Origin of the sequence: Plantibacter sp. T3 (assembly GCF_902506515.1) — a bacterium.
GTDB lineage: Bacteria > Actinomycetota > Actinomycetes > Actinomycetales > Microbacteriaceae > Plantibacter > Plantibacter auratus.
The window spans coordinates 2,475,938-2,500,315 of the sequence record NZ_LR733286.1 but is presented as its reverse complement, the minus strand read 5'-3'; the positions used below and the strand labels follow the sequence as shown (position 1 = coordinate 2,500,315).

Below are 24,378 nucleotides of genomic sequence, written 5' to 3'. Positions count from 1 at the left end.
CAGCGGCGGGTCGGTCTGGGTTCGGGGACTCAGGCTCCGCCAAGGGTGCCCTCCTGCAGGGAACCGCCGAGGACATGGGCGTGCACGTGGAAGACCGTCTGCCCGGCGGACTCACCGGTGTTGAAGACGAGTCGGAACTCGCCACCCGTGTGCTCCTTCGCAAGCGACGACGCCACCTCGACCATCTCAGCGAGCAAGGAGGGGTCGCCAGCGGCCAACTCCACGACGTCGCGGTACTCGGCGGTCTTCGGGACGACGAGGAGGTGCACGGGCGCCTGCGGTGCGATGTCGGCGAACGCGATCACCCGATCGGTCTCGGCGAGGAGGGTCGTCGGGATCTCCCCCGACACGATGCGGCTGAATACCGACGGTGCTTCACTCATGTCCACCAGTCTAAGGTTCGTGGCGGCCTCATGCGCGGGCTGGCGGATCGTCACCACCGACCGAGCAGCACGTTGAGCGCGGCGATCGCCGCAGGCCCTGCCGTCGAGGTGCGCAGGACGCCGGAGCCGATCCGGACCTCGATCGCACCGGCCGCTTCGAGCCGCTCGCGCTCCGCCGGCGAGATGCCGCCCTCCGGACCGACGACGAGGACGAGTTCCTCGGCGAGCAGTGCCGACGGGTCGAGCTCCGAGAGCGCGAGTGCCGCGCTGGGTTCGAGCACGAGGACGGTCCGGCCGGCGACGATCGACGCGAGTCCGCGGGTGTCGACGACCTCGGCCACCTCGGGGACCCGTGCGCGGATCGACTGCTTCGACGCCTCCCGCACGATGAGCTGCCAGCGCGCACGGCCCTTGACCGCTTTGTCGCCCTGCCATCTCGAGATGCTGCGCTCGGCGCCCCACGGGACGATCCGGTCGACACCCAGCTCGGTCGCCGCCTGGATGGCGAGTTCGTCGCGATCACCCTTGGCCAGCGCCTGCACGAGGACGAGCCCGGGACGGTTCTCCGGATGCACCACGACCGATTCGACGCGGATCTCCAACTCCCCCGGCTCGCTGCGCACGACCGGTCCGGTCGCGATCAGGCCCCGGCCGTTGCCGATCGACGTCGTCTCGCCGACCCGCAGCCGACTCACGGCGACGGCGTGCTTCGCCTCGGGCCCGCGGAGGGTCACCGAGTCGCCGACACCGGTCGATTCGAGATCCTCACGGAGGTACAGCGAACTCATCTCAACCGACGCCGTGGAAGCGGTCGCGGATCTTCGCGAACAGGCCCTGCTGGAACTGCGCGAGCGCCGGAGCACCCTGGCGTCGTCCTGAGGCGAAGCTCTTGATCAGCTCGCGTTCGCGGTGGTCGAGCTTCGTCGGCGTGACGACCTGGACGCCGATCTTGAGGTCGCCCCGGCTGTTCCCGCGGAGACGGGTGACACCGCGGTCCTTGACCGTGATGACCTCGGAGCTCTGCACGCCCGGCCGCAGCTCGACCTCGACGTCGCCGTCGAGCGCGTGGACGGTGACCTGGCGGCCGAGGATGGCGTCGGTCATCGGGACTTCGAGCGTGCACAACAGGTCGTCGCCGTCGCGGCTGAAGACGTCGTGGTGCTTGACCTTCATCTCGAGGTAGAGGTCGCCGTTCGGGCCGCCGGCCGGGCCGACCTCGCCGCTCCCCGGCATCTGCAGACGCAGACCGGTGTCGACGCCGGCCGGGATGTCGACCGAGACGGTGCGGCGGGCACGGAGCCGACCCTGACCCTGGCAGGTGACGCACGGGGTCGCGATGATCGTGCCGTAGCCGCGGCAGGTGCCGCAGGGCGCCGACGTCATGACGTTGCCGAGCAGCGAGCGGACGGCCCGCTGGATGGAGCCGGTGCCGTGACAGATGTCGCAGGTCACCGGTGAGGTGCCGGGCTGGCAGCAGGAGCCGTTGCAGGTGCTGCAGAGCACGGCGGTGTCGACCTCGAGGTCGCGGTGGGTGCCGAAGATGACCTCGTCGAGGTCGAGCTCGACGCGCAACAGGGCGTCCTCCCCGCGTGCGCGACGGGACTTGGGTCCGCGCTGCTGGCCGCCACCGCCGAAGAAGGTGTCGAAGATGTCGCCGAAGCCGCCGAACCCGGCGTCGCCGCCACCGAACCCACCAGCCTGCGGACCGAGGTCGTACTGCTGGCGCTGCTTGGGGTCGCTCAGCACGTCGTAGGCGTGCGTGACCTCCTTGAACCGTTCCGAGGCGTCGGAACCCGGGTTCACGTCGGGGTGCAGTTCGCGTGCGAGGCGGCGGTAGGCCTTCTTGATCTCTTCGGGCGTCGCCTCCTTGGCGACACCGAGTGCTGCGTAGTGGTCGGGGTAGTCAGCCACTGAGGGCCTTTCGTTCGAGGTGCGGAAGGTGTTGGGGGACGCGACGAGGATGCGTCACTCGGCGTCGAGGATGCGCGAGAGGTACCTGGCGACGGCGCGGACCGCAGCCATGTTGCTCGCGTAGTCCATTCTCGTGGGGCCGAGGACGCCGAGCCGGGCGATTTCGCCACCAGAGGAACGGTAGTTCCCGGCGAGGACACTCGTGGTCTCGAGGCCGAACGACGCGTTCTCCCGCCCGATGCTGGCGACCACGCCGTCGCGCTCGGACTCCATCTCGCCGAAGAGCCGGAGCAGCACGACCTGCTGCTCGATGGCGTCCAGGACCGGATAGATGCTGCCGGGGAAGTCGTCCTCGGTGCGGGCGAGGTTGGCGGCGCCGGCCATGACGAGGCGGTCCTGGCGCTGCGCCGAGAGTTGCTCGCGCACCGCGTCGACGATGCGGACGGCCGCCGCGCGATCGAGGTCGGCGATGTCGGCTGGGACGTCGCCGATCGCGTCGTGGGCGTCGAGGAGTGGACGGCCCGCGACCGCCTCGTTGCACAGCGAGCGGAGCCGCGAGATGAGGTCGTCGTCGACCGGGCTCTCCGTCTCGATGAGCCGCTGCTCGACGCGGCCGTTGTCGAGGATGATGACCGCGAGCACTCGGTTCGGGGTGACGCTCACCAACTCGAGATGCCGGACGCGTGCCCGGGAGAACATCGGGTACTGGACGAGCGCGACCTGGTTCGTCAGCTGCGACAGCAGCCGCACCGTGCGGTGCAGGACCTCGTCGAGGTCGCCGGACGCGCCGAGGAAGGTCTCGATCGCCGTCCGTTGGGCGTTGTTCAGCGGACGGCGGTCGGCCAGGTGGTCGACGAACATCCGGTAACCCTTGTCGGTGGGCACCCGGCCGGAAGAGGTGTGGGGAGCGGCGATGAGCTCTTCGTCCTCGAGCTGCGCCATGTCGTTGCGGATGGTGGCTGCGGAGACCCCGAAGGAGTGGCGGTCGACGATCGTCTTGGAACCGACGGGCTCGCGCGAGGCGACGTAGTCCTGCACGATGACGCGGAGCACTTCGAGACCGCGATCCGACACCATCTCGATCTCCTCCCGTCATCCACCTCGGAGCGCCGACCATCAGCACTCGAAGACCCTGACTGCCAATCATATCGTGGCCTCCGCGCGGCCGTCCCTTGCGCGGCCCCGTGCCGCGGGAATACCGTTGGCCGCAGGCGTGGGTCCCTGATGAGCAACACCTGGTGCGATACGCTCAGCTGGACCAATTGAATATCACTCTCCGTGAAAGGTGCGAAGATGTCCGATCCGAACGCTCAGCCGCCCGTCGACCCAGCGAAGGGCGGGTCGGTTCCGCCTGCAGGAGACGGCGCAACGCCCCCTCCCGCAGCTCCGCAGCAGCCGCCCGCAGGCGCCCCGCAGTACCAGCAGCCGTACGCCGCCGCTCAGCCCATGAGCCCGTCGGACGAGAAGCTGTGGTCGACGCTCATCCACATCGGTGGGATCTTCTTCGGATTCATCCCGCCGCTGATCGGCTACCTGGTCCTCAAGGACCGCGGCCCGTTCATCAAGGCGCACACGCTCACCGCGCTGAACTTCCAGCTGACGATGCTGATCGCGCTCGTGGTCGGCTCGATCCTGACGATCGTCGTCGTGGGTCTGTTCATCATCATCGCCGTCTACGTCGTGGTGATCGTGTTCAGCATCATCGCCGCGATCAAGGCGAACAAGGGCGAGCTGTACAGCTACCCGCTCACGATCCAGTTCATCAAGGCCTGATCCGTCGAGTCGCACGAGAACAGCCCCGTCCGGTCCGCCGGGCGGGGCTGTTCTGCGCCTCGGGCAGGGTCAGTCGCCGACCAGACGGCGGACGACCGCGTCGGCGAGGAGCCGTCCGCGGCGCGTGAGCTCCAGCCGTCCGAGCAGGGCCTGCCGTGCGTCGACCAGTTCCTCGGCGATGAGCCCGGCGACGGCCGTGCGAGCCTCGGGGGCGAGCGTCCGGATCGGGATGCCGTCCCGCGTGCGGGTGAGCAGCAGGATGCGTTCGAGTTCCCGCGTCTCGTCGTCCAGGGTCTCCCGGCCGGCGGCCGGCGACTCCCCCGCCGCGATCCGCTGGGCGTACGCCGCCGGGTGCTTGACGTTCCACCAGCGCACCCCGCCGACGTGACTGTGCGAGCCCGGGCCGACACCCCACCAGTCCTCGCCGGTCCAGTAGGAGAGGTTGTGCCGGGAGCGGTGCGTGTCGTCCGTCGCCCAGTTGCTGACCTCGTACCAGCCGTAGCCGGCCTCGGTGAGGAGATCGTCGGCGAGCTCGTACATATCGGCCTGCAGGTCTTCGTCGGGGGTCCCCACCACGCCCGAGCGGATCTGGCGCGCGAGTTTCGTCCCTGGTTCGACGATGAGCGAATAAGCCGACACGTGGTCCGGAGCGCAGGCGACCGCCGTCTCGAGTGAGACGCGCCAGTCGGCCAGGGTCTCCCCCGGCGTCCCGTAGATGAGGTCCAGGCTGACGCCGAGGCCGGCCTCGCGAGCCCACTGCACGACGAGCGGCACCCGAGCCGGATCGTGCGTGCGCTCGAGGGTGGCGAGCACGCTCGGCACGGCGGACTGCATCCCGAAGGACACCCGGGTGAATCCGGCTTCGGCGAGCGTGCGGAGGTAGGTGGCGTCGACGGAGTCGGGGTTGGCCTCGGTCGTCACTTCAGCGCCGGGAGCGAGGTCGAAGTTGTCCGTCACGCCTCGGAGCATGCGGACCAGGTCGTCAGCGGGGAGGAGGGTCGGCGTCCCGCCACCGAAGAACACGGTCGAGACCGGACGGTCGGGGACGGTCGATGACGCCAGGACGGACTTGCCGAAGCGGAGTTCCGCGACCGCCTCGTCGGCGTAGTCAGACTGCTTCGCGCCGCGGAGCTCGGTCGCCGTGTAGGTGTTGAAGTCGCAGTAGCCGCATCGGACCCGGCAGAACGGGACGTGCAGGTAGACCCCGAAGTTGCGTTCGTGGGCACCGACGGCCGCCGTCTCCGGGAGGAGTCCGTCGGACGGGGCCGGATCGGCGAGTGGGAGGGCGCTCGGCACGGTCCGTCGCTCAGACGCCGCGCGACGGCAGGAGTGCGCGGAGGTAGGCGTCGTTCATGGTCTTGCGGCGGCGCTTGGAGCCGACGAGCTTCGCGGCACCCTTCGTCGGGCGGAAGAACGAGCGCACGACGATCCAGACGGAGTCGTCCTCGCGCTGCTCGATCGTGAAGGACTGCTCGCCGCTCTCCGGATCGCCCTCCATCGTGCCGATGGCGAGGCTCACGTGACCCGGCTCCTCGGTGACGGAGATGACGCGATGCGGCCCGACGAGCGGTTCCCCGCCGACGGTGCCGGCGAAGACGACCGTCGTGCCCGGCGTGATGAACGGCGTGCCGTCCTCGGCGAAGCGTTGCTCCTCGTGCGTCTCGATGGGTTCCAGCGGCGTACCGTCCTCGGCGAAGGCGATGCCGCCGTACTGCACGCCCGTGCCGGGGTACACCTCGGAGATCTCCACGCCACTCGAGCGGTGCAGCCCCCAGGTGAGGAGGGCGCTGCTCGCGAGGGCGAACCGCTCCTCGCCGCTCCCGAGGCGGAACTCGTCCTCCGACGGCACGTAACCCTCCGGCGGGTACTGCAGGAGGTCGGTCCGCTGGGTGGCACCGACGGCCGCGTAGTCGACCGCCTCGTCTTCGAACGAACTGCGTCGTGCGTTCACTTCTTGTCCTTCGTCTCCACGTCCCCTGAAAGCGCTGCGATGAACGCTTCCTGAGGCACCTCGACCTTGCCGACCATCTTCATCCGCTTCTTGCCCTCCTTCTGCTTCTCGAGGAGCTTGCGCTTGCGGGTGATGTCACCGCCGTAGCACTTGGCCAGGACGTCCTTGCGCATGGCACGGACCGACTCGCGGGCGATGATCCGCGCACCGATGGCGGCCTGGATCGGCACCTCGAACTGCTGGCGCGGAATGAGCTTCTTCAGGCGCTCGGTCATGAGCACGCCATAGGCGTACGCCTTCTCGCGGTGGACGATGGCGCTGAACGCGTCGACCTGGTCGCCCTGCAGCAGGATGTCGACCTTCACGAGATCCGCGGCCTGCTGGCCGGAGGGCTCGTAGTCGAGCGACGCGTACCCCTGTGTGCGGCTCTTCAGGTGGTCGAAGAAGTCGAAGACGATCTCACCGAGCGGCATCGTGTACCGCAGCTCGACGCGGTCCTCGCCGAGGTACTCCATGCCGAGCAGCGCACCTCGACGGCTCTGGCAGAGCTCCATGATGGTGCCCACGTAGTCCTTGGGGGCGAGGATGCCCACCTTGACCATCGGCTCCGACACCTCGAGGATCTTGCCGGAGGGGAACTCGCTGGGGTTCGTGACGGTGACGACCTGCTTGTCCTCCGTCTTCACCTCGTAGGTGACCGACGGCGCGGTGGCGATGAGGTCGAGGTCGAACTCGCGCTGCAACCGCTCGGTCACGATCTCGAGGTGGAGCAGGCCGAGGAAGCCGACGCGGAAGCCGAATCCGAGGGCGACGGAGGTCTCCGGCTCGTAGTTGAGCGAGGCGTCGGAGAGCTTCAGCTTGTCGAGCGCGTCGCGGAGGATCGGGTAGTCGCTGCCGTCGATCGGGTACAGACCGGAGAAGACCATCGGCTTCGGGTCGGTGTAGCCCGGGAGGGCGTCGGTCGCCGGCTTCACCGCGGTCGTGACGGTGTCGCCGACCTTCGACTGCCGGACGTCCTTCACGCCCGTGATGAGGTAGCCGACCTCACCGACGCCGAGGCCCTTCGTGGGCGTCGGCTCCGGCGAGCTGACGCCGATCTCGAGGAGGTCGTGCACCGCGCGCGTCGACATCATCTGGATGCGCTCGCGCGGACTCAGCTGGCCGTCGATCATGCGGACGTAGGTGACGACGCCACGGTAGGTGTCGTAGACGGAGTCGAAGATCATCGCACGCGTGGGTGCGTCCGGGTCGCCCACCGGGTTCGGGATGCGGCCGACGACGCGGTCGAGGAGTTCCTCGACACCCATACCGGTCTTGCCGGACACCCGCAGGACGTCTTCGGGCTTGCCGCCGATGAGGCTCGCGAGCTCCTTCGCGTACTTGTCGGGGTCGGCCGCCGGGAGGTCGATCTTGTTGAGCACCGGGATGATCTCGAGGTCGTTCTCGAGGGCGAGGTAGAGGTTCGCGAGTGTCTGCGCCTCGATGCCCTGTGCCGCGTCGACGAGGAGGATCGCGCCCTCGCAGGCGGCGAGCGACCGCGAGACCTCGTAGGTGAAGTCGACGTGGCCGGGTGTGTCGATCATGTTGAGCGCGAAGGTCTCGCCGTTGAGCGACCACGGCATGCGCACGGCCTGGCTCTTGATGGTGATGCCGCGCTCGCGCTCGATGTCCATGCGGTCGAGGTACTGCGCCCGCATGTCGCGGTCCGAGACGACGCCGGTGATCTGCAGCATGCGGTCCGCCAGGGTCGACTTGCCGTGGTCGATGTGGGCGATGATGCAGAAGTTCCGGATGAACGCCGGGTCGGTCGATGCCGGCTCGAGGGCCTTCACTGCTTGGGGGCTCACGCGTTCCTCGGGGTCAGGGGTGGAATCGGGCAACCCTCATTGTCCCACGGCGGGGAGCACCCGTGCTGCGGTACCCTGGATTGCCAGAACTCAGCCCGACTGGTAATGTTGCCTGTTGGCTTGCGTGTGAGTTGAGACCACACGAGAACTCGCTTGAAGACGCCCTCTTCCGTCCGACGGCACCGAACATCATTTCCTCGAACCGAAAGTTGACCCAACGTGGCAAACATCAAGTCGCAGATCAAGCGCATCGGCACCAACAAGAAGGCCAACGAGCGCAACAAGGCCGTCAAGAGCCAGCTGAAGACCGCCATCCGCGCAACCCGTGAGGCCGTCGTCGCCGGCGACAAGGCTCAGGCTGAGTCCGCACTCAAGCTCGCCTCGAAGAAGCTCGACAAGGCCGTGAGCAAGGGCGTCATCCACGAGAACCAGGCAGCGAACCGCAAGTCGGCCATCGCCAAGCAGGTCAACGCGCTCTAAGCGACACCAGCTGCAAGGCCCCGGCGTTCCTCGGAACGTGCGGGGCCTTTCGCGTCCCCGGGGCATTCCGTTCCCTGAGTACACAGCGGTCCCTGAGCGCAAACGGGGTCCCTGAGCGCAAACGGGTCCCTGAGCGCAAACGGGTCCCTGAGCGCAAACGGGTCCCTGAGCTTGTCGAAGGGCATCCCTCCCGCCACCACGGCCAGCTCGGCGGGCTACCGCTCCGACAGATCGAGCCCGCGTGCCGCGATGACGCCGACGAGCCGCTCGAGCGCGAACACCGGGTCGCGGCTCGCGCCCTTCACGCCGGCGTCGGTCTCTGCGAGCATCTGCACCACGCGGCCGATGCCGGCGTCCGTCCAACCGGACAGGTCCCGACGGGCGCGGTCGACCTGCCACGGGGCGAGGCCGAACTGCTGCGCGATCTGCCCGGACCCGCCGCGTGCCGACGACACCTTGGCCATCGTGCGGATCTTCATCGCGAATGCGGCGACGATCGGCACGGGGTCGGCACCGGAGTCGAGCGCCTGCCGCAGGGCGAGCAGCGCTTCCCCGTGTCGTCCGGCGATCGCGGCGTCGGCGACGTCGAACGCGCTCGTCTCGAGACGACCGCCGTAGTACTTGTTGACCGTCTGCTCGGTGATCTCCTCCGACGCGTCGGCCATGAGCTGACTGCACGCGGCAGCGAGCTCAGCGAGGTCGTCGGAGAAGGCGCCGACGAGTGCACGGAGCGCCTGGGGCGTGATGCGACGACCCGCTGTCTTGAACTCCGCGGCGGCGAAGTCGGCCTTGTCGCTGTCCCGCTTGAGTTCGGTGCAGACGATCTCGACACCGCCACCGGTGCCTGAGCGGATGGCGTCGAGCAGCTTCTTGCCGCGCACGCCTCCGTTGTGCCTCAGCACGAGGTAGGCGCCCTCCGGTGGTGCTTCGAGATACCGGATGGCTTCGGTGAGGAACTGGTCGGAACACTTTTCGACCTGGCTGACGCGGACGAGCCGGGGCTCACCGAAGAGCGACGGGCTCGCGACCGTGAGCAGCTCCCCCGGGGCGTAGCTGTCGGCGGCGACGTCGTTGACCTCGAGCGAGGGGTCTTCGGAGACGAGGAAGTCGCGCAGCCGACGGATCGCCCGGTCGGCGAGGAAGGACTCCGTGCCGGACACCAACACGATCGGCGCCGGGCGGATCTCGGACCAGCCGAGCTGCGGGATCGCCGCCGAGGCCTTGGCCGCCGTCTTGGCCTTGCCGCGACCGGCGGAACGTGGTGCAGCCACAGCGGCTCCTCTCGACCGTCCGAGTCTACCGGCGACCGCCGACGCCAGACGGGTCGGGGACGGCAGCTCACCCGCCGCGCTCCGACCACACGCGGAACCCGCCGTCGTCGCCCGGGCCGAGGACGATGATGCCCGACTCGTCCGTGCGGAGGACCTCGGCCCCGGTGGCCTCGTACAGCTCGAGCGCTGAACGCGTCGGATGCCCGTAGCCGTTGTCGGCCCCGACGGAGACGAGCGCAACCGTCGCGCCCACCCGGCGCGCCAAGCGGTCACTCTGATCGGCGGAACCGTGATGCGACACCTTGACGATGTCCACCGCGTCCCCGAGCGCGTGCCGACCGAGCAGCCGGTCCTGCGCTTCCTCGCCGAGGTCGCCGAGCAGCAGCACCGATGCGGCGAGGAGGTCGAACCGGACCACCACGCTCGCGTCGTTCCCCGGTTCGACGCCACCTGCCGCGGGGTCCGGCCACAGGACGCGCCACGGTGCCGCGCTCTCCGGGACCCCCAGCACCCCCTGGTCCCCGGCGCCGGCCTGTCGCACCTCCGCACCGGCCGCTCGGAGCACTCGGGCGATGCGCTCGTCCTCCGGGTCGTCGACCGGCCCGAGCAGCACCTCGTCGACCCTGCCGACGACCGCGTCGAGGCCTCCGACGTGGTCGAGGTCGTAATGGGTGAGGACGAGCAGTTCGATGCGAGACACCCCGAGTTCGTCCAAGCACGCGCGGAGCGGTTCGGGGTCAGGCCCGACGTCGACCAGGGCGGTGGCGCCGCCCTGTCGCAGGAGGACCGCGTCTCCCTGACCGACGTCGCAGGCGGCCACGATCCAGTCGCCCGGCCGGTGCAGGGCCGGCCCGAGTCCGTCCCCGACCGCCCGACCGCACAGTGCCACGAGCGCCACGACAACCGCCACCCCGATCGTCCTCGACCACCTCGGGGCCAGGTTCCGACGGAACAGCAGGAGCGTGGCGATCAAGACGGTCGGCACGGTGACGAGCACCACGCCCAGCGGCCCCTCCGGCCACGTCACTCGCGCAGCAGGGACGCCCTCGAACCACCGGGCCACCGCTGAGATCCAGGTCGCCGGCACCCACCCGAGCCACGCGACGAGCCATGCGAGTGGTGGTGCGAACGGGACCAGCAGGCAGGCGAGCAGCCCGAGCATGGTCGCGGGCGCTGCGGCCGGGCCCGCGAGCAGGTTCGCGGGGACACCGCCGAGCTGGATCGCGGGGTCGAGGAGGACGAGCATCGGCTGGCAGGCGAGCTGGGCGGCTGCCGGGATCGCGATGAGGGCCGCGATCCCTCGCGGCAGCCACCTGCCCAGCAGGTCCGTGAGGGGTCCGCTCAGGAGCAGCAGACCACTGGTGGCGAGCACCGAGAGCCCGAACCCGTACTGCCCGGCCAGCCAAGGGTCGGCGACGAGGAGGACGACCACCGCCAACGACAGCGCGGCGAGGCCCCTGATCGGCCGCCCGAAGCCGCCCATCACCAGGACGAAGGCAGCCATGAGAGCCGCCCGCTGCACGCTCGGTTGGGGCGTCACGAGGACCACGAAGGCGACGAGGCACAGCAGGGCACAAGAGATCCTGAGCTTCCGCCCGCCGCCGAGTGCCGCGACCGCGGTGCTGACGAGCCACACGATGACCGCACAGTTCGCTCCGGACACGGCCGTCAGATGCGAGAGTGAACTGCGCTGCATCGACTCCGTGACCGCGTCACTCACCTGACTCACATCGCCGATCGCGAGGCCGGGCAGCAGTTCCCCACCCGGGCCGGGCAAGGTGGACGCGAGCCCGACGAGGCCGGAACGGAGCGACGCCGACCAGTCGAGGATCGCCGGCGGCTCCCCCAGCAGCTCGGGTTCCTCCCGTGCGAAGAGCAGCGCTGCCCGCGCATCACCCGGCGCGTTCCATCGGAGCGAGCCGTCGACGCGCCAGCGCTCGCCGATCCTCGGCGCCCGATCCGCCGGCACCGGCGCGAACACGAGGACCGGGACCGAGAGGTGCTCCAGGATGCTGTGGTCTCCACTGGCCGTCACGAGGTCGGCCGCGAAGCGGATGCCGGACCCCGTCGTGACCGAACCGGTGGGCACGGCGTCGCCGGTCACCACGACCTCGGCATCCACTGGAGCGTTTCCGAGCGCTTGCAGCGCCTCCGGCTGCCGGTCGGGCGCGCGTGCGGCGATCGAGGCCGCGACCATGCCGAACAGCGCCGCGGCGCACGCGCACAGCAGGAGTGTCGTGATGACGACAGACCCTGTCCGACGCTCCCCCGGGCGATACTCCGCACGGCGACGCCGGACGACCGTGCTGCACCCGAGGCAGGCGGAGGCGACGAGGAAAGCGACCAGTACCCCACCCCAGGCCAGCGTTGGAGCCGCGCTGCAGACGGCCGCACCGACCCAGGAGACCGCCGCCGGGATGAGCAGGCGCGGGAACCGCATCGCGCTCTCACCTCGCCCGGATGTCGGTCCGGTGGCCGCGTCTGCGGTCACACCGTCGCCGCCGCGCGAAGCCCCTCGAGGGTCTTCGCGCCGATGCCTTCGACCGCGCTCAGGTCGTCGAGGGTGGCGAACGGTCCGTTCGCCTCCCGCCAGGCGACGATGCGTGCGGCCAGGGCCTCTCCGATCCGCGGGAGTGCGGTGAGTTCGGCCGCGGATGCCGTGTTCACGTTGACGAGCTGCGAGCCGGAGGGACTCCCGGCAGCCGACCCGTTCGCGCCTCCACCAGGTGGCACCTCGCCGACCACTGGGACGTACAGTTGCTCGCCGTCGTTCACGAACCGTGCGAGGTTCACGGCACTGGTGTCCGCTTCCGGTAGGAGGCCGCCGGCGGACGCTACCGCGTCGAACGCACGTGATCCGTCCGGCAGCCGGTAGACACCAGGGGCCACGACCGCTCCGAGGACATGGATGAACAGCTCCCCCGTCGCCGAGCCGGCGGGCGCGGTCGCTCCGGGAGTCGCGCCGGGAACGGGGCTCGCATCCGCCGACAGCTCCGCCCCACCGATCGTCCTGACCGCCCCGCCTGAGGTGAACAACGAGACGAGGATGGCGACGACGAGGGCCGCGATCACCAGCACGACGACCGCCCCGGCACGGAACGCTGGGCGCGGTAGCTCACGCAGCAGGCGGCGTGTGGCCGAACGACTGGACGGCACCGGGTGGGACATGGGTTCCGGTTCGATGGTCATCCTCGAACGCTACGAGCCCGGACGCCCCGAACCACACGCTCACCGCCGCCGCGGGCACCGAACGCACCGCGACCGCCCCTGTGGAGCGCGTTCGCCTGGGATGCAGGATTCAGCCAGCTCGCCGACCGCCTCGGCGTTGACCGGTCGTCTTCCGACCGAGGGCGGTCAGACCGCTCTGCCCGCGTCGGCCCGCTCTCGTGTCGAAGATCGCCCGAACCAGATCCACAAGGGGCGAGCCGTGGCGAGGATGAGCACCGCGAACAGGCTCTGATTGATGACGCCGAACCACGAGAGTCCGCCGAGCAGAACGAAGACGGTCCAGTTCACGGCGATGTCGGCGACGATCACCGTGATTCCGAGCACGATGCCGGCGCGCCGTCGAAGGATGATCAGCACAGCGGTGATGGGGTCCAAGACCGTGAGCGTCACCCAGAACAGCCGGACGCCGGCCGGGAAGCCGCCGTAGACGTCCAACCCGCCGAGGATCAGATCCGCGGTGTGCGTGGTCGTTCCGATCAGGAAGCCGATCACCCACAGGATCTGGAAGACGCGGAGCGTTCGGACTGATGGGGCGAGAGCGGGCACCCGGTCATGCTACCGAGGAAGCACAGGCAACCGGGCGGGACGCGATCCGAGAACACCCTGCCGTCGGATGGGACACGGAGTCCGACTCGGATGATCGTGCCCGAGCGCTACGCGCGTGTTCGGGACGGGCCGCAGGGCCCGCCCCGAACCGCATCAGCCCTTCGTGGCGATGCTCACCACGCGCGGGGCACGCACCACGACGTTAACGATCTCGCGGTCGCCCACGGAACGCTGCACGGCCGCACTCGCGCGTGCGAGCTGCTCGAGCTCCTCGCCGGAGATCTTCGGCGACACCTCGAGCCGGTCGCGGACCTTGCCGTCGACCTGGACCACCGCGGTCACCTGGTCCTCGACCAGCAGCGACCGGTCGGCCTTCCGCCACGGCACCAGCGAGATCGACGGCTGGTAGCCGAGCTTGGCCCACATGTCCTCGGCGGTGAACGGTGCGAAGAGGTCGAGCGCCATGGCCGTCACCTCGGCGGACTCGCGCACGGCGGGGTCGCCCGCGCCAGGCCCGGCGTCGATCGCCTTCCGCGTCGCGTTGACGAGCTCCATGAGCCGTGCCACGACGACGTTGAACTTGCCCCCCTCGATGAGCCCGGGAGCTTCCGCGAGGAAGTGATGCGTGACCTTCCGCAGCTTCTCGTCGCCGTCCTTCCAGGCGACGTCGGGCGAGCTGGTGACGTCGTGCGCGACCCGCCAGGCGCGTGCCAGGAACTTGGCCGACCCGGCAGGCGAGACGTCCGCCCAGTCGATGTCGTCCTCCGGAGGACCGGCGAACGCCATCGTGACGCGCAGGGCGTCGGCGCCGTACGACCGCAGCTCCTGGGCGAACTCCACCAGGTTGCCCTTGCTCTTGCTCATCTTCGAACCGTCGAGGATGACCATGCCCTGGTTGAGGAGCGCGCTGAAGGGCTCGGTGAAGCCGACCTTGCCGAGGTCGAACAGGACCTTCGTGATGAACCGCGAGTAGAGCAGGTGCAGGATCGCGTGCTCGACACCGCCGACGTACTGGTCGACCGGCGCCCACTTGTCGGCCTCCTTCGGGTCGAACGCGATCTCGTCGGAGGTCGGGTTCAGGAACCGGAGGAAGTACCACGAGCTGTCGACGAAGGTGTCCATCGTGTCGGAGTCGCGCTTCGCAGGCTTCCCGCACGACGGGCAGTCCACGTTGATCCAGTCCTCTGCCGCAGCGAGCGGGCTCATGCCCTTCGGACGCAGGTCGAGACCCGCGGCGTCCGGCAGTCGCACGGGGAGCTGGTCCTCGGGGACCGGCACCTCACCACAGGCGTCGCAGTGGATGATCGGGATCGGCGTGCCCCAGTAGCGCTGTCGCGAGATGAGCCAGTCGCGGAGGCGGTAGTTCTTCGTCTTCGCGCCGAGGCCGCTCGATGCGAGCGCAGCCGTGACCTTCGGGATCGCGTTCGCCTTGCTCAGGCCGTCGAAGGGGCCGGAGCTCGTCAGGCGACCGTCGCCCGTCAGCGCGACACCCGTCTTGGCGGGATCGATCGACGGGAGGTCCTCCGGCAGCTCACCGTCGACGATGATCGGGATGGCACCGGTGACGGGCTGGGTGGTGTCCACCACGACGCGCACGGGCAGGTCGAACGCCCGCGCGAAGTCGAGGTCGCGCTGGTCGTGCGCGGGGACCGCCATGATCGCCCCGTGACCGTAGTCGGCCAGGACGTAGTCGGCCGCCCAGATCGGCAGGCGCTCGCCACTCAGCGGGTTGATCGCGTAGCGCTCGAGGAAGACGCCGGTCTTCTGGCGGTCGGTCGCGAGCCGCGCGATCTCGCTCTCACCCTTGACGCTGTCGAGGTAGGCCTGGAAGCGCCCCTTGACGTCGTCGGAGGTGTCGGCGACGAGCTCGGCTGCGAGCTCCGAGTCGGGCGCCACGACCATGAACGTCACGCCGTACAGCGTGTCGGGGCGGGTCGTGTACACGGAGACCGGCTCGGCACGACCCTCGATGGAGAACGAGACGTCCGCGCCGTTGGATCGACCGATCCAGTTCCGCTGCATGCTGAGGACCTTGGCCGGCCAGGTGCCCTCGAGCTGGTTGAGGTCGTCGATCAGGCGGTCGGCGTAGTCGGTGATGCGGAAGTACCACTGGGTGAGCTTCTTCTTCGTCACCTCGGCGCCGCAGCGCTCGCAGTGTCCGTCGACGACCTGCTCGTTCGCGAGCACGGTCTGGTCGTTCGGGCACCAGTTGACGGGGCTCGCCTTACGGTACGCGAGGCCCTTCTCGAACAGCTGGAGGAACAGCCACTGGTTCCACCGGTAGTACTCGGGGTCGCTCGTGTGGAGCTCGCGGTCCCAGTCGAACGAGGGACCGTACTGGCGGAAGCTGGCCTTCTGCTGCGCGATGTTCGCGTAGGTCCACTCGCGCGGGTCGACGCCGCGCTGGATGGCGGCGTTCTCGGCGGGGAGACCGAACGAGTCCCAGCCGATCGGGTGCAGGACGTTGAAACCCTGGTGACGCCAGTACCGCGCGACGATGTCGCCGAAGCCGAACGCCTCGGCGTGACCCATGTGCAGGTCGCCCGAGGGGTACGGGAACATGTCGAGCACGTACTTGCGCGGACGTTTGTCGGCAGGGTCGCCTGCTGCGAAGGGCTTCAGCTCGTCCCAGACGGGAAGCCACTTCTCCTGGATCGCCTGGAAGTCGTACCGCTCGCCGTCTCGGCGGTCGTCGGTGTTGCGCTCGTCTGACACGTCACTCTCAATCACTGCAGGTGCTGGGGGTGGAAGCCCGTGGGCTGCTCGCACGGCGCTCGGCCGCAGGATGGACGGGCTGGAGCGCACGACGGCGCTCCGTCCAACGGTCAAGCCTACCGGGATTCGGCAGGCGGACGTCCGACGCCGAGTGCCGCCAGCGGGGCCGCCGCCTTGGTCCACGTCTCCTCGAGCTCCTCCCGGGCGTCGGACAGCGCCGTGATGCCACCACCCGTGCCGATCGACGCACCGTGCGGATCGATCACGATCGAGCGGATGACCATGGCGAGGTCCATCGATCCGTCCGCGGACAGCAGGCCGAAGGCACCGGCGTACACCCCGCGCGGCCCCGCTTCGAGGTCGTACAGCAGCTCCATCGCCCGGCGTTTCGGGGCCCCGGTCATCGATCCGGCCGGGAACGCGACCTCGACGACGTCGAGTGCATCCAGCCCTGCGCGCAACCGTCCCTCGACGGTGCTGACGAGTTGGTGCACCTGCGGGTAACTCTCGACGTGGTGGAGCGCCGTCACCGCCACGGAACCCAGCTCGCAGACTCTGGAGAGGTCGTTCCGCATCAGATCGACGATCATGAGGTTCTCAGCGCGCTCCTTGGGACTCGCGAGCAGATCGGCGCGCTGACGGGCGTCCTCCTCGGGATCGGCGCCTCTCGGCCGGGTCCCCTTGATCGGCTTCGTCCGGACGCGGCCGTCGGCCGAGACCTCGAGGAACTGCTCCGGCGACGCGCTCGCGAGACTGATCGGACCGAGCCGGAGGAAGCCGCCGTGGTGCGTGGGGCTCGTCCTGCGCAGCCGCAGATAGGTCGCGAGCGGGTCGTGGACGCCGTCGACGCGCAGGAGGTTCGTCAAGCACAACTGGTAGGCGTCACCACGGGTGATGTGTTCCTGGCACCGCTCGACGAGCCGCACGTATGCGGCGTCGCTGTGGCGGGGCGCGCAGACCCCGCCGGCAGCCTCGGCCACGGGAGGAGGCTCGGCCGCCGTGCTGAGCCGCTCGACGGTCGTCGCGATCCAGTCGGGATCGTCCGACGAGATCGTCACCGTCCGCGCCGCATGGTCGAACCGCACCTGATCGTCGAGGCGCAGGAAGAGCGCATCCGGGGTGGCGGCCGCGTGTGCAGGAACCCCGACGAGCCCTGCCCCCGACTCGTAGCCGAACCACCCGACCCAATCGCCCGGGTCGGCGTCCGCACGCACGGTACGGAGGGCGTCGAGGATCGTCATCCGGTCGACCGAGGCGGACACCTGGCTGACGCGCTCCACCGTGCCGAGCCGGACGTCCGCGACGAGGCGTTCGGTCCCGCGTCCGATGAGACTGACGCCGGTCCGGGAGCCCTGGCCCGAATCCAACCAGGCCGCCCAGGGTTCGTCAGCGAACACGCGTCGGTAGACGTCCTCGGGCTCGGACCAGGCAGGGAGGACGACCTGCCGGCGTGCTCCGGTGGATCGCATCAGCCGACGGCCGCGATCGGCGGCGCGATGATCCGGAGGCGACCGGTCACGAGGCTGTCGGGGACCGGCGTGTGGGAGATCACGATGACCGCACGACCCTCGGATCCCGCGACACCGAGCAGGTCCTCGAGCAGGGCGGTCGCGCGCTCGGGATCGACGTTGGCGGTCGGCTCGTCGAGCACGAGCACGGGGAACTCGCGGAGGAGCGCACGGGCGAGGGCGATGCGTTGCGCCTGCCCTCCGGAGACGAGCGCGCCGCGCTCCCCCACCGGGCGGTCGAGTCCGCCGCGCTCAGCGAGCCAGGACGAGAGCCCGACCCGCTCCAGCACGGCCTCGAGTTCAGCGTCGTCGGCCGTGTCCCTGGCGAAGAGGAGGTTCTGGCGGATGTCGGCGTCGAAGAGGAACGGACGCTGCTCGACGAGCCCGACCGACTCGCGCAGCGTGTCCGGGCGGAGGTCGCGTGCCTCGACGCCGCCGACGCGGTACCCACCCTCGTACTCGAGGAAGCGGACGAGGGCGTGCGCCAGGGTGGTCTTTCCGGCTCCGCTGTCGCCTTCGACGAGCAGCCGGTCGCCGGCCGACAGCCGGAAGCTGATCGGTGCGAGCGCCGCCGTCGTACTCCCGGGCCACCGCGCGCTGAGGTGCTCCGCCTCGAGCATGACGCCGTCGAAGGTCGGCGTGAGGATGCTGCCGGTGTCCTCGTCCGGGATCTCGTCGGGTCGATCGCTCGGGACCGCGTCCGCCACGCGCTCGGCGCTCGCGACCGCCTCCCGCCAAGCCCCGAAGGCGAGGGGCACCATCGCGCAGACCTCGAACACGGCGAGCGGGACGAGGACGATCACGGTGAGCGCGGGGCCGCCGATCGTTCCCAGCGCCGGCATGCCTGCCCACAGCGCCGCGACGACGGACGCCCCGGAAGCCAGGGACAGGACGGCGCCGGCAACCCCGGCGCCCGCGGCCCGCCGCACCATCGCGCGCGTGAGTGCCGCGTCGGCATGTTCGATCCGTGCCCGCGCGGCGTCGACCGCGCCGTAAGCGGTCAGCACGTCGAGCCCGGTCACGAGTTCGAGCAGGGCTTCCGACAGCGCACCGCGCAGCGGCGCGAGTTCGCGTTCGGCGCGCGCCGCCACCCGACTCACGAGCAACCACGAGACGAGGAACGCCGCGACGAGGCAGACCGCGAGCGCGATCCCGGCGGCCGGGAGCAGCACGGTCGTGAGGATGACGGAGGCTCCGGCGACGACACCCGAGACCACCAGTGGTTGGACGACCCGCAACGGCACGTTCTGCAGCTCGTCCACATCGGTCACCAGGCGGGTGAGGAGGTCGCCCCGGCCGGTCAGCTGCAGTCCGTCGGGAGCCACCGGGATGACGCGTTCGATCATGCCGGCGCGCAGCTGCGCCAATTGACGGAATGCAGCATCGTGGCTCAGCAGGCGTTCGAGGTATCGGAAGGACGCCCGGGCCAGAGCGAACGCGCGCACCCCGACGACGGCGACACCCAGCTCGACGATCGAGGGCTGCTCGGCGGCCTTCGTGATGAGGAACGCGCTCGAAGCGAGGAGGGCGACGGCGGCGCCCGCGGAGAGGATGCCGGCCAGGAGGCCAGGGACGAAGCGGCGAGCCGGCGGCTGCGCCAGTCGGATGATCTGTCGGACGCGCTCATCCATGGAGCATCACCTCGTCGTCCTGGACGCGTTCCGACCGCTGGCGGATCTCGAGCACGGCATCCGCGTGTTCGGCGATCGACGGTCGATGGGTGATGACGATGACGGCCGCCCCGGCCCGAGCGGCGTCGCGCGCGGCGTCGATGACGAGAGCCTCGGACGCGGCGTCGAGCGCCGAGCTCGGTTCGTCGAGCAGCAGCACCGGCGTTCCGGCATCCGCCGGGGTGCGCCGCAGCCGGTACAGGGCTCTCGCGATCGCGATCCGTTGCGCCTGTCCACCGCTCACGCCGTCGCCGACTGCGCCGATGGGGTGTCCGAGTGGCAGCGCGGACAGCCCGAGTGCTGACAACGCCTCGACGATGAGCACCTCGTCGGGTGCGTCATCGCCCAGCGCGACGTTGCTGCCGACCGTCCCCGCGATGAGGACCGGACGCTGCGGCGCCCACGACAGCCAGCGTCGTCCACCAGGCGTGGGCGACATGCGTCCTCCGTCGTGCAGGATCGATCCGGTGGCGTCCACGAATCCGAGGATCGCCGACGCCATGCTCGTCTTCCCGGCTCCGCTGGCGCCGACGACAGCCGTCACCACGCCGGCCGGGAACGTCGCGTCGAGGTCGTCCAACACCCGCAGCTCGTCGTATTGCACCCCGAGACCGTCGAGCACCAGGCCAGACGTCCGGCGAACGGAGTCGCCTGCTGTCGCCGGTGCGCCGAGCTGATCAGGAACGGACGGGGTTTCGCGGACGGCCTTCGCCTCATCGAGGATCTCGAAGACCTCGTCGGCGGCGGTGACCCCCTCCGCGGCAGCGTGGTAGTTCGCGCCGACGTTCCGCAGTGGCAGGAAGGCCTCCGGGGCCAGGATCAGGACGAAGAGCCCCGTTCCGAGGAGGAGCGAGCCGTCGAGGAGCCGGAGGCCGATGCCGACCGCGACCACGGCGACGGCGAGACTCGACAGCAGTTCGAGGGCGAAGCCGCTCACGAACGAGAACCGCAGGACCTTCATGGTCTCGACGCGGTACTCCTCGGTGACGGTTCGGACCCGCTGCACCTGCCGGTGCTGCCGCCCGAACAGCTTGAGGGTCGCCATGCCCGCGACGAGCTCGAGGAACCCGCGCGACAGATGGGCCAGGGTCTCCCACTGGCGCCGCTGCACCGCCTGGGTCGCGAATCCGATGAGGATCATGAAGACGGGGATCAGCGGGAGTGTCACGATCACCGTGATGCCGCTGAGCGGGTCCTGGAAGAAGATCACCGCAGCGATGATCGGCATGGCGATCGCCGTGAGGATGAGCTGCGGGACATAGCGACCGAAGTACGCGTCCAGGGCGTCGAGCCCGCGGCCCGCCACGGTCGTCAGTGCCGCGGAGCTCCGACGCGAGACCCAACCCGGCCCGAGCGTCTCGAACGCGCCCGCGAGGGCCCGCCGCAACTGACTGCGGACGATCGCGGAGCCACGGGCGTTCACCGAGTCGGATGCCAGGACGGTCCCGGCACGCAGCACCACGATGCCGATCAGCAGCCAGAGCGACGGCAGGAGCTCCTCGACCGGATCCCCCGCGATCGACCGGGACACGAGCTGGGCCACGAACCAGGCGAACCCGAGCGTGCAGGCGGTCTGGACGAGCGCGATGACCGCGCCGAGTCCGAGGACCGACCGGGCTCCGCGGGCATAGCGGAGCAGTCGCGGATCGAGGGGGCGCACGATGACAGGTTAGTGCGCGGCGGCTTCGATGTGCTTCCGCGTGATGCGCTTGCGGAACACCCAGTACGTCCATCCCTGGTAGGCGAGGATCAGCGGCAGGAAGATCAGGGCGGTCCACGACATCACCGTGAGGGTGTACTCCGTCGAGGAGGCGTTCGCGATCGTCAGGCTGTTCGCCGGGTCGTTGCTCGCCGGCATCACCGCTGGGAAGAGCGCGGTGAACAGGGTGAGCACGGCCGCCGCGACGGTCACGGCCATGAGCGCGAACGCACGACCTTCCAGCCCACGGCTGTTCGCGAACCAGGCGCTGATGAGCGAGACCGCTGCGATGGCCGCGAGGATCAACACCGGGAGCGAGAAGTGCGCCAGGACGGTCCAGCCGAGGAACGACGCGGCGAGCAGGATGGCGACGAGCCCGGCGCGGCTCGCGAGGCGGCGGGCGCGCTCGCGGATGTCGCCCTCGGTCTTCAGCGAGGCGAACACGGCTCCGTGGGCGAAGAAGAGCACGAGCGTCGTGAGACCGCCGAGGATGCCGTACGGGTTGAGCAGGGTGAAGAGCGTGCCGGTGAAGTTGTGGTCGGCATCGAGCGGGACGCCCTGGACGATGTTCGCGAAGGCGACGCCCCAGAGGAAGGCCGGCAGGGCCGAGCCCACGATGATCAGGAGGTCGAAGCGCCGTTTCCAGGAGGCTTCCGGCCGCTGGTGCCGGTACTCGAACGACACCCCTCTGATGATGAGCGCGAGGAGGATGAACAACAGCGGGAGGTAGAAGCCGCTGAACAGGGTCGCGTACCACTCGGGGAAGGCGGCGAAGAGGCTCGCACCGGCGACGATCAGCCAGGTCTCGTTGAGGTCCCAGACCGGCCCGATGGTGTTGATGAGCATCCGGCGGTCGGTCTCGTCCTTCCCGAGGAAGGGGATCGTCATGCCGACGCCGAAGTCGAAGCCGTCGAGGACGAAGTAGCCGACGAACAGTGCGGCGATGATCCAGAACCAGAGAATCGTGAGGTCCATGATGTGCTCCTAGTAGACCGTGGTCGCGGGGGCGGCGGGCTTCTGCACGCCGTCCTCGTCGGGTTCGGACAGCTCGATCGGGTCGGGCCCGGCCTTGATCGTCTTCTTCAGGAGACCGAACTCGACGACGAGCAGCGATCCGTAGACGACGGTGAAGGCGATCAACGAGATCAGGACATCGAGGCCGGTGGTGTTCGGCGAGACCGCGTCCTCCGTCTTCAACAGGCTGAAGACGATCCACGGCTGGCGGCCCATCTCGGTGAAGACCCAGCCCATGGTCATGGCGAGGAACGGCATCGGGACGGCCCAGACCGCGACGCGCCACATCCAGCGCTTCGGCTCGCGGCCCTTGCGGGTGAACCAGAGACCGGCTGCCGCGACGAGCATCGAGGCGAGGCCGAGGCCGATCATCCAGCGGAACGCCCAGTAGGTGACCCAGATGACGGGCGAGTAGTCGCCCGGACCGTAGAGCTGGGTGTACTGCGCCTGCAGGTCGTTGATGCCCTCCACCGTGCCGTCGAAGGTGTGGGTCGAGAGGAACGACAGGAGGTACGGGATGCGGATCGAGAAGAGCTCGTGGACACCGTCGGGTGTGCCGAGGGTGAAGATCGAGAACGAGGCGTCGGCACCGCTCGCCGTGTTGTACATCGCCTCCGCAGCCGCCATCTTCATCGGCTGGGTCTCGACCATGGCGAGGCTGAGCTGGTCGCCGGCGAGCATCGTAGCACCGCCCGCGAGGAGCATGCTCCACGCACCGACCTTGAGCGCCGGGCGCATCGCCTCGACGTGCTGGCCCCGGGCGAGGTGCCAGGCCGCAGCGGTGATGATGACGGCTGCGGAGACCATGAAGCACGCGAAGATCGTGTGCGGGAAGGCGGCCAGGGCGACCTTGTTGGTCAGCAGCTCCCAGATGTTCGTGAGCTCGGCGCGGCCTCGCTCCTCGTTGATCCGAAAGGCGACCGGGTTCTGCATGAAGGCGTTCGCCGCGATGATGAAGTAGGCCGACAGCACGGTGCCGAGTGCCACGATCCAGATGGTGGCGAGGTGGAGCTTCGGTGACAGCTTGTCCCAGCCGAAGATCCAGAGTCCGATGAACGTCGCCTCGAGGAAGAACGCGAGCAGGCCCTCGAGTGCCAGCGGTGCGCCGAAGACGTCGCCGACGAACCTGGAGTAGGTGGACCAGTTCATGCCGAACTGGAACTCCTGGACGATGCCCGTCACGACGCCCATGGCGAAGTTGATGAGGAAGATCTTCCCGAAGAACCGCGTGAGCTGCAGGTAGTGCAGCTTGCCGGTCCGGACCCAGGCGGTCTGGAACCCGGCGACCGTCACGGCCATGCCGATGGTCAGCGGCACGAAGATGAAGTGGTAGACGGTGGTGAGGCCGAACTGCCAGCGGGACAGCAGTAGCGGGTCGAGTAGGTCGTTCACGATGAACACTCCATTTTTCGCGGCATCCAGGGAAGGCGGCGCAGGTGCGGCCCGATCGGGGTGGTCATCCCCGTGGCTTCGATCCATGTCGTCGACACCAATCGTACCCGAATTCGCGCCTGTGGTCAGACCACACATCCAAGGGTGTCCTAACAGGGGTTTCGGAGCCCGTCCCACACCTGCCGCACTAGGCTTCGATCCGTGAACGACGTGCTCGGCTGGCTCCTCGACCTGGTGCAGAGCGTCGACCCCGTGACGCGCACGATCCTCGCCGGCGTCGGCATAATGCTCGAGACCTCGGTCCTCGTCGGCCTCGTCGTCCCGGGCGACACGGTCGTCATCGTCGCCAGCACCGCCGTCGTCGGACCCGTCCAGTGGATCTCGATGATCCTCGTCGTCATCACCGGAGCGCTCATCGGCGAGTCCGTCGGGTTCGCGCTCGGCCGCTGGTTCGGCCCGCGCATCCGTGCCAGCAGACTCGGCCGCCGCATCGGCGAGCGGCACTGGGCCCGTGCTGAGCGCTATCTCGACCGGCGGGGCGGCATCGCCGTCTTCATTTCGCGATTCCTCCCGGTCCTGCACTCACTCATCCCCCTCACTGTCGGGATGAGCACGATGAGCTACCGACGCTTCATCTCCTGGACGCTGCCCGCCTGCGTCATCTGGTCCTCGGCCTACGTCTCCGTCGGCGCACTGGCCGCGGGCAGCTATCGCGAGCTGTCGGACCGCCTCCACTGGGCGGGCTACGTCTTCGTCGGCATCATCGTCGTCTTCGCCGTCGTGGTCCTCGTCGTGAAGCGACTCCTCCAGCGGAGCGAGGAGCGACACATGCTGGCCCAGGAGGACGCGACACCACCCGACGACGGCTCGACGCCCCAGTAGCAGACGACCGTCATCGCCGCGAGACGGCGGGCCGGACGCACCGGCATGACAGACTGAACGCGTGAAGGCATCCGACGATCGTCCAACGGCCTCCTCCGACGCCGCCGA

20 protein-coding genes are annotated in these 24,378 nt (G+C 69.3%); 3 read left to right on the top strand and 17 right to left on the bottom strand.

Annotated features, from left to right (window positions below):
- Window positions 1–29: 29 nt before the first annotated feature.
- The 4 genes from GV015_RS11965 to hrcA are packed head-to-tail and all read right to left on the bottom strand — an operon-like array spanning window position 30 to window position 3,371.
- Complete coding sequence (locus tag GV015_RS11965) at window positions 30–383, bottom strand: HIT domain-containing protein (protein ID WP_064293856.1); 354 nt, start codon at window positions 381–383, stop codon at window positions 30–32.
- 50 nt (window positions 384–433) lie between these two features.
- Window positions 434–1,171, bottom strand: coding sequence for a 16S rRNA (uracil(1498)-N(3))-methyltransferase (locus GV015_RS11960; protein ID WP_124769211.1), 738 nt, complete (start codon window positions 1,169–1,171; stop codon window positions 434–436).
- Window position 1,172: 1 nt separating this feature from the next.
- On the bottom strand, window positions 1,173–2,294 hold the full coding sequence (dnaJ, locus tag GV015_RS11955) for a molecular chaperone DnaJ (RefSeq protein ID WP_064293629.1): 1,122 nt from the start codon (window positions 2,292–2,294) through the stop codon (window positions 1,173–1,175).
- Window positions 2,295–2,348: 54 nt separating this feature from the next.
- Entirely contained in the window at window positions 2,349–3,371 is a 1,023-nt protein-coding gene (hrcA, locus tag GV015_RS11950) for a heat-inducible transcriptional repressor HrcA (protein WP_064293628.1), read from the bottom strand.
- 216 nt (window positions 3,372–3,587) lie between these two features.
- On the opposite strand from hrcA, the gene GV015_RS11945 reads away from it, so the two are divergent.
- Window positions 3,588–4,067, top strand: coding sequence for a DUF4870 domain-containing protein (locus tag GV015_RS11945; protein ID WP_236555431.1), 480 nt, complete (start codon window positions 3,588–3,590; stop codon window positions 4,065–4,067).
- Window positions 4,068–4,136: 69 nt separating this feature from the next.
- Here the strand turns inward: GV015_RS11945 and hemW are convergent, their stop codons facing one another.
- Genes hemW through lepA form a run of 3 tightly spaced genes read right to left on the bottom strand, consistent with a single transcriptional unit; the run spans window position 4,137 to window position 7,865 of the window.
- Window positions 4,137–5,363, bottom strand: a complete 1,227-nt coding sequence (gene hemW, locus GV015_RS11940) for a radical SAM family heme chaperone HemW (protein ID WP_159878522.1) — start codon at window positions 5,361–5,363, stop codon at window positions 4,137–4,139.
- 10 nt (window positions 5,364–5,373) lie between these two features.
- The gene (locus GV015_RS11935; protein ID WP_159878520.1) at window positions 5,374–6,018 is read right to left on the bottom strand and encodes a DUF1990 family protein; all 645 of its coding nucleotides are present in this window, start codon (window positions 6,016–6,018) and stop codon (window positions 5,374–5,376) included.
- Entirely contained in the window at window positions 6,015–7,865 is a 1,851-nt protein-coding gene (gene lepA, locus GV015_RS11930; RefSeq protein ID WP_079705746.1) for a translation elongation factor 4, read from the bottom strand. Before lepA ends, GV015_RS11935 begins: the two co-directional genes overlap by 4 nt.
- A 219-nt stretch (window positions 7,866–8,084) precedes the next feature.
- On the opposite strand from lepA, the gene rpsT reads away from it, so the two are divergent.
- The gene (gene rpsT / locus GV015_RS11925) at window positions 8,085–8,345 is read left to right on the top strand and encodes a 30S ribosomal protein S20 (protein ID WP_064295571.1); all 261 of its coding nucleotides are present in this window, start codon (window positions 8,085–8,087) and stop codon (window positions 8,343–8,345) included.
- A 215-nt stretch (window positions 8,346–8,560) separates the two neighbouring features.
- On the opposite strand, the gene holA is transcribed toward rpsT, so the two are convergent.
- The 10 genes from holA to GV015_RS11875 form a co-directional block, all read right to left on the bottom strand.
- A complete protein-coding gene (gene holA, locus GV015_RS11920) occupies window positions 8,561–9,616 on the bottom strand; it encodes a DNA polymerase III subunit delta (RefSeq protein ID WP_201299385.1) in 1,056 nt (351 codons plus the stop codon).
- A 67-nt stretch (window positions 9,617–9,683) separates the two neighbouring features.
- Window positions 9,684–12,056, bottom strand: a complete 2,373-nt coding sequence (locus GV015_RS11915; protein WP_159878518.1) for a ComEC/Rec2 family competence protein — start codon at window positions 12,054–12,056, stop codon at window positions 9,684–9,686.
- A 47-nt stretch (window positions 12,057–12,103) separates the two neighbouring features.
- Complete coding sequence (locus tag GV015_RS11910; RefSeq protein ID WP_236555430.1) at window positions 12,104–12,805, bottom strand: helix-hairpin-helix domain-containing protein; 702 nt, start codon at window positions 12,803–12,805, stop codon at window positions 12,104–12,106.
- Window positions 12,806–12,970: 165 nt separating this feature from the next.
- Window positions 12,971–13,390: a hypothetical protein gene (locus tag GV015_RS11905; RefSeq protein WP_159878516.1), complete on the bottom strand. Its 420-nt coding sequence runs from the start codon at window positions 13,388–13,390 to the stop codon at window positions 12,971–12,973.
- Window positions 13,391–13,543: 153 nt separating this feature from the next.
- Window positions 13,544–16,105, bottom strand: a complete 2,562-nt coding sequence (gene leuS / locus GV015_RS11900; RefSeq protein WP_201299384.1) for a leucine--tRNA ligase — start codon at window positions 16,103–16,105, stop codon at window positions 13,544–13,546.
- Window positions 16,106–16,221: 116 nt separating this feature from the next.
- Window positions 16,222–17,574, bottom strand: coding sequence for an anthranilate synthase component I family protein (locus GV015_RS11895; RefSeq protein WP_159878512.1), 1,353 nt, complete (start codon window positions 17,572–17,574; stop codon window positions 16,222–16,224).
- On the bottom strand, window positions 17,574–19,244 hold the full coding sequence (cydC, locus tag GV015_RS11890) for a thiol reductant ABC exporter subunit CydC (RefSeq protein WP_159878510.1): 1,671 nt from the start codon (window positions 19,242–19,244) through the stop codon (window positions 17,574–17,576). Before cydC ends, GV015_RS11895 begins: the two co-directional genes overlap by 1 nt.
- Complete coding sequence (gene cydD, locus GV015_RS11885) at window positions 19,237–20,943, bottom strand: thiol reductant ABC exporter subunit CydD (RefSeq protein ID WP_159878508.1); 1,707 nt, start codon at window positions 20,941–20,943, stop codon at window positions 19,237–19,239. The genes cydC and cydD overlap by 8 nt, the downstream gene beginning before the upstream one ends.
- Before the next feature lie 9 nt (window positions 20,944–20,952).
- Window positions 20,953–21,957: a cytochrome d ubiquinol oxidase subunit II gene (gene cydB / locus GV015_RS11880; protein ID WP_159878506.1), complete on the bottom strand. Its 1,005-nt coding sequence runs from the start codon at window positions 21,955–21,957 to the stop codon at window positions 20,953–20,955.
- A 9-nt stretch (window positions 21,958–21,966) separates the two neighbouring features.
- Window positions 21,967–23,388: a cytochrome ubiquinol oxidase subunit I gene (locus GV015_RS11875; RefSeq protein WP_079003899.1), complete on the bottom strand. Its 1,422-nt coding sequence runs from the start codon at window positions 23,386–23,388 to the stop codon at window positions 21,967–21,969.
- A gap of 201 nt (window positions 23,389–23,589) precedes the next feature.
- Between GV015_RS11875 and GV015_RS11870 the strand changes: the two genes are divergently transcribed.
- Complete coding sequence (locus GV015_RS11870) at window positions 23,590–24,270, top strand: DedA family protein (protein WP_137241811.1); 681 nt, start codon at window positions 23,590–23,592, stop codon at window positions 24,268–24,270.
- The last annotated feature ends 108 nt before the right edge of the window (window positions 24,271–24,378 follow it).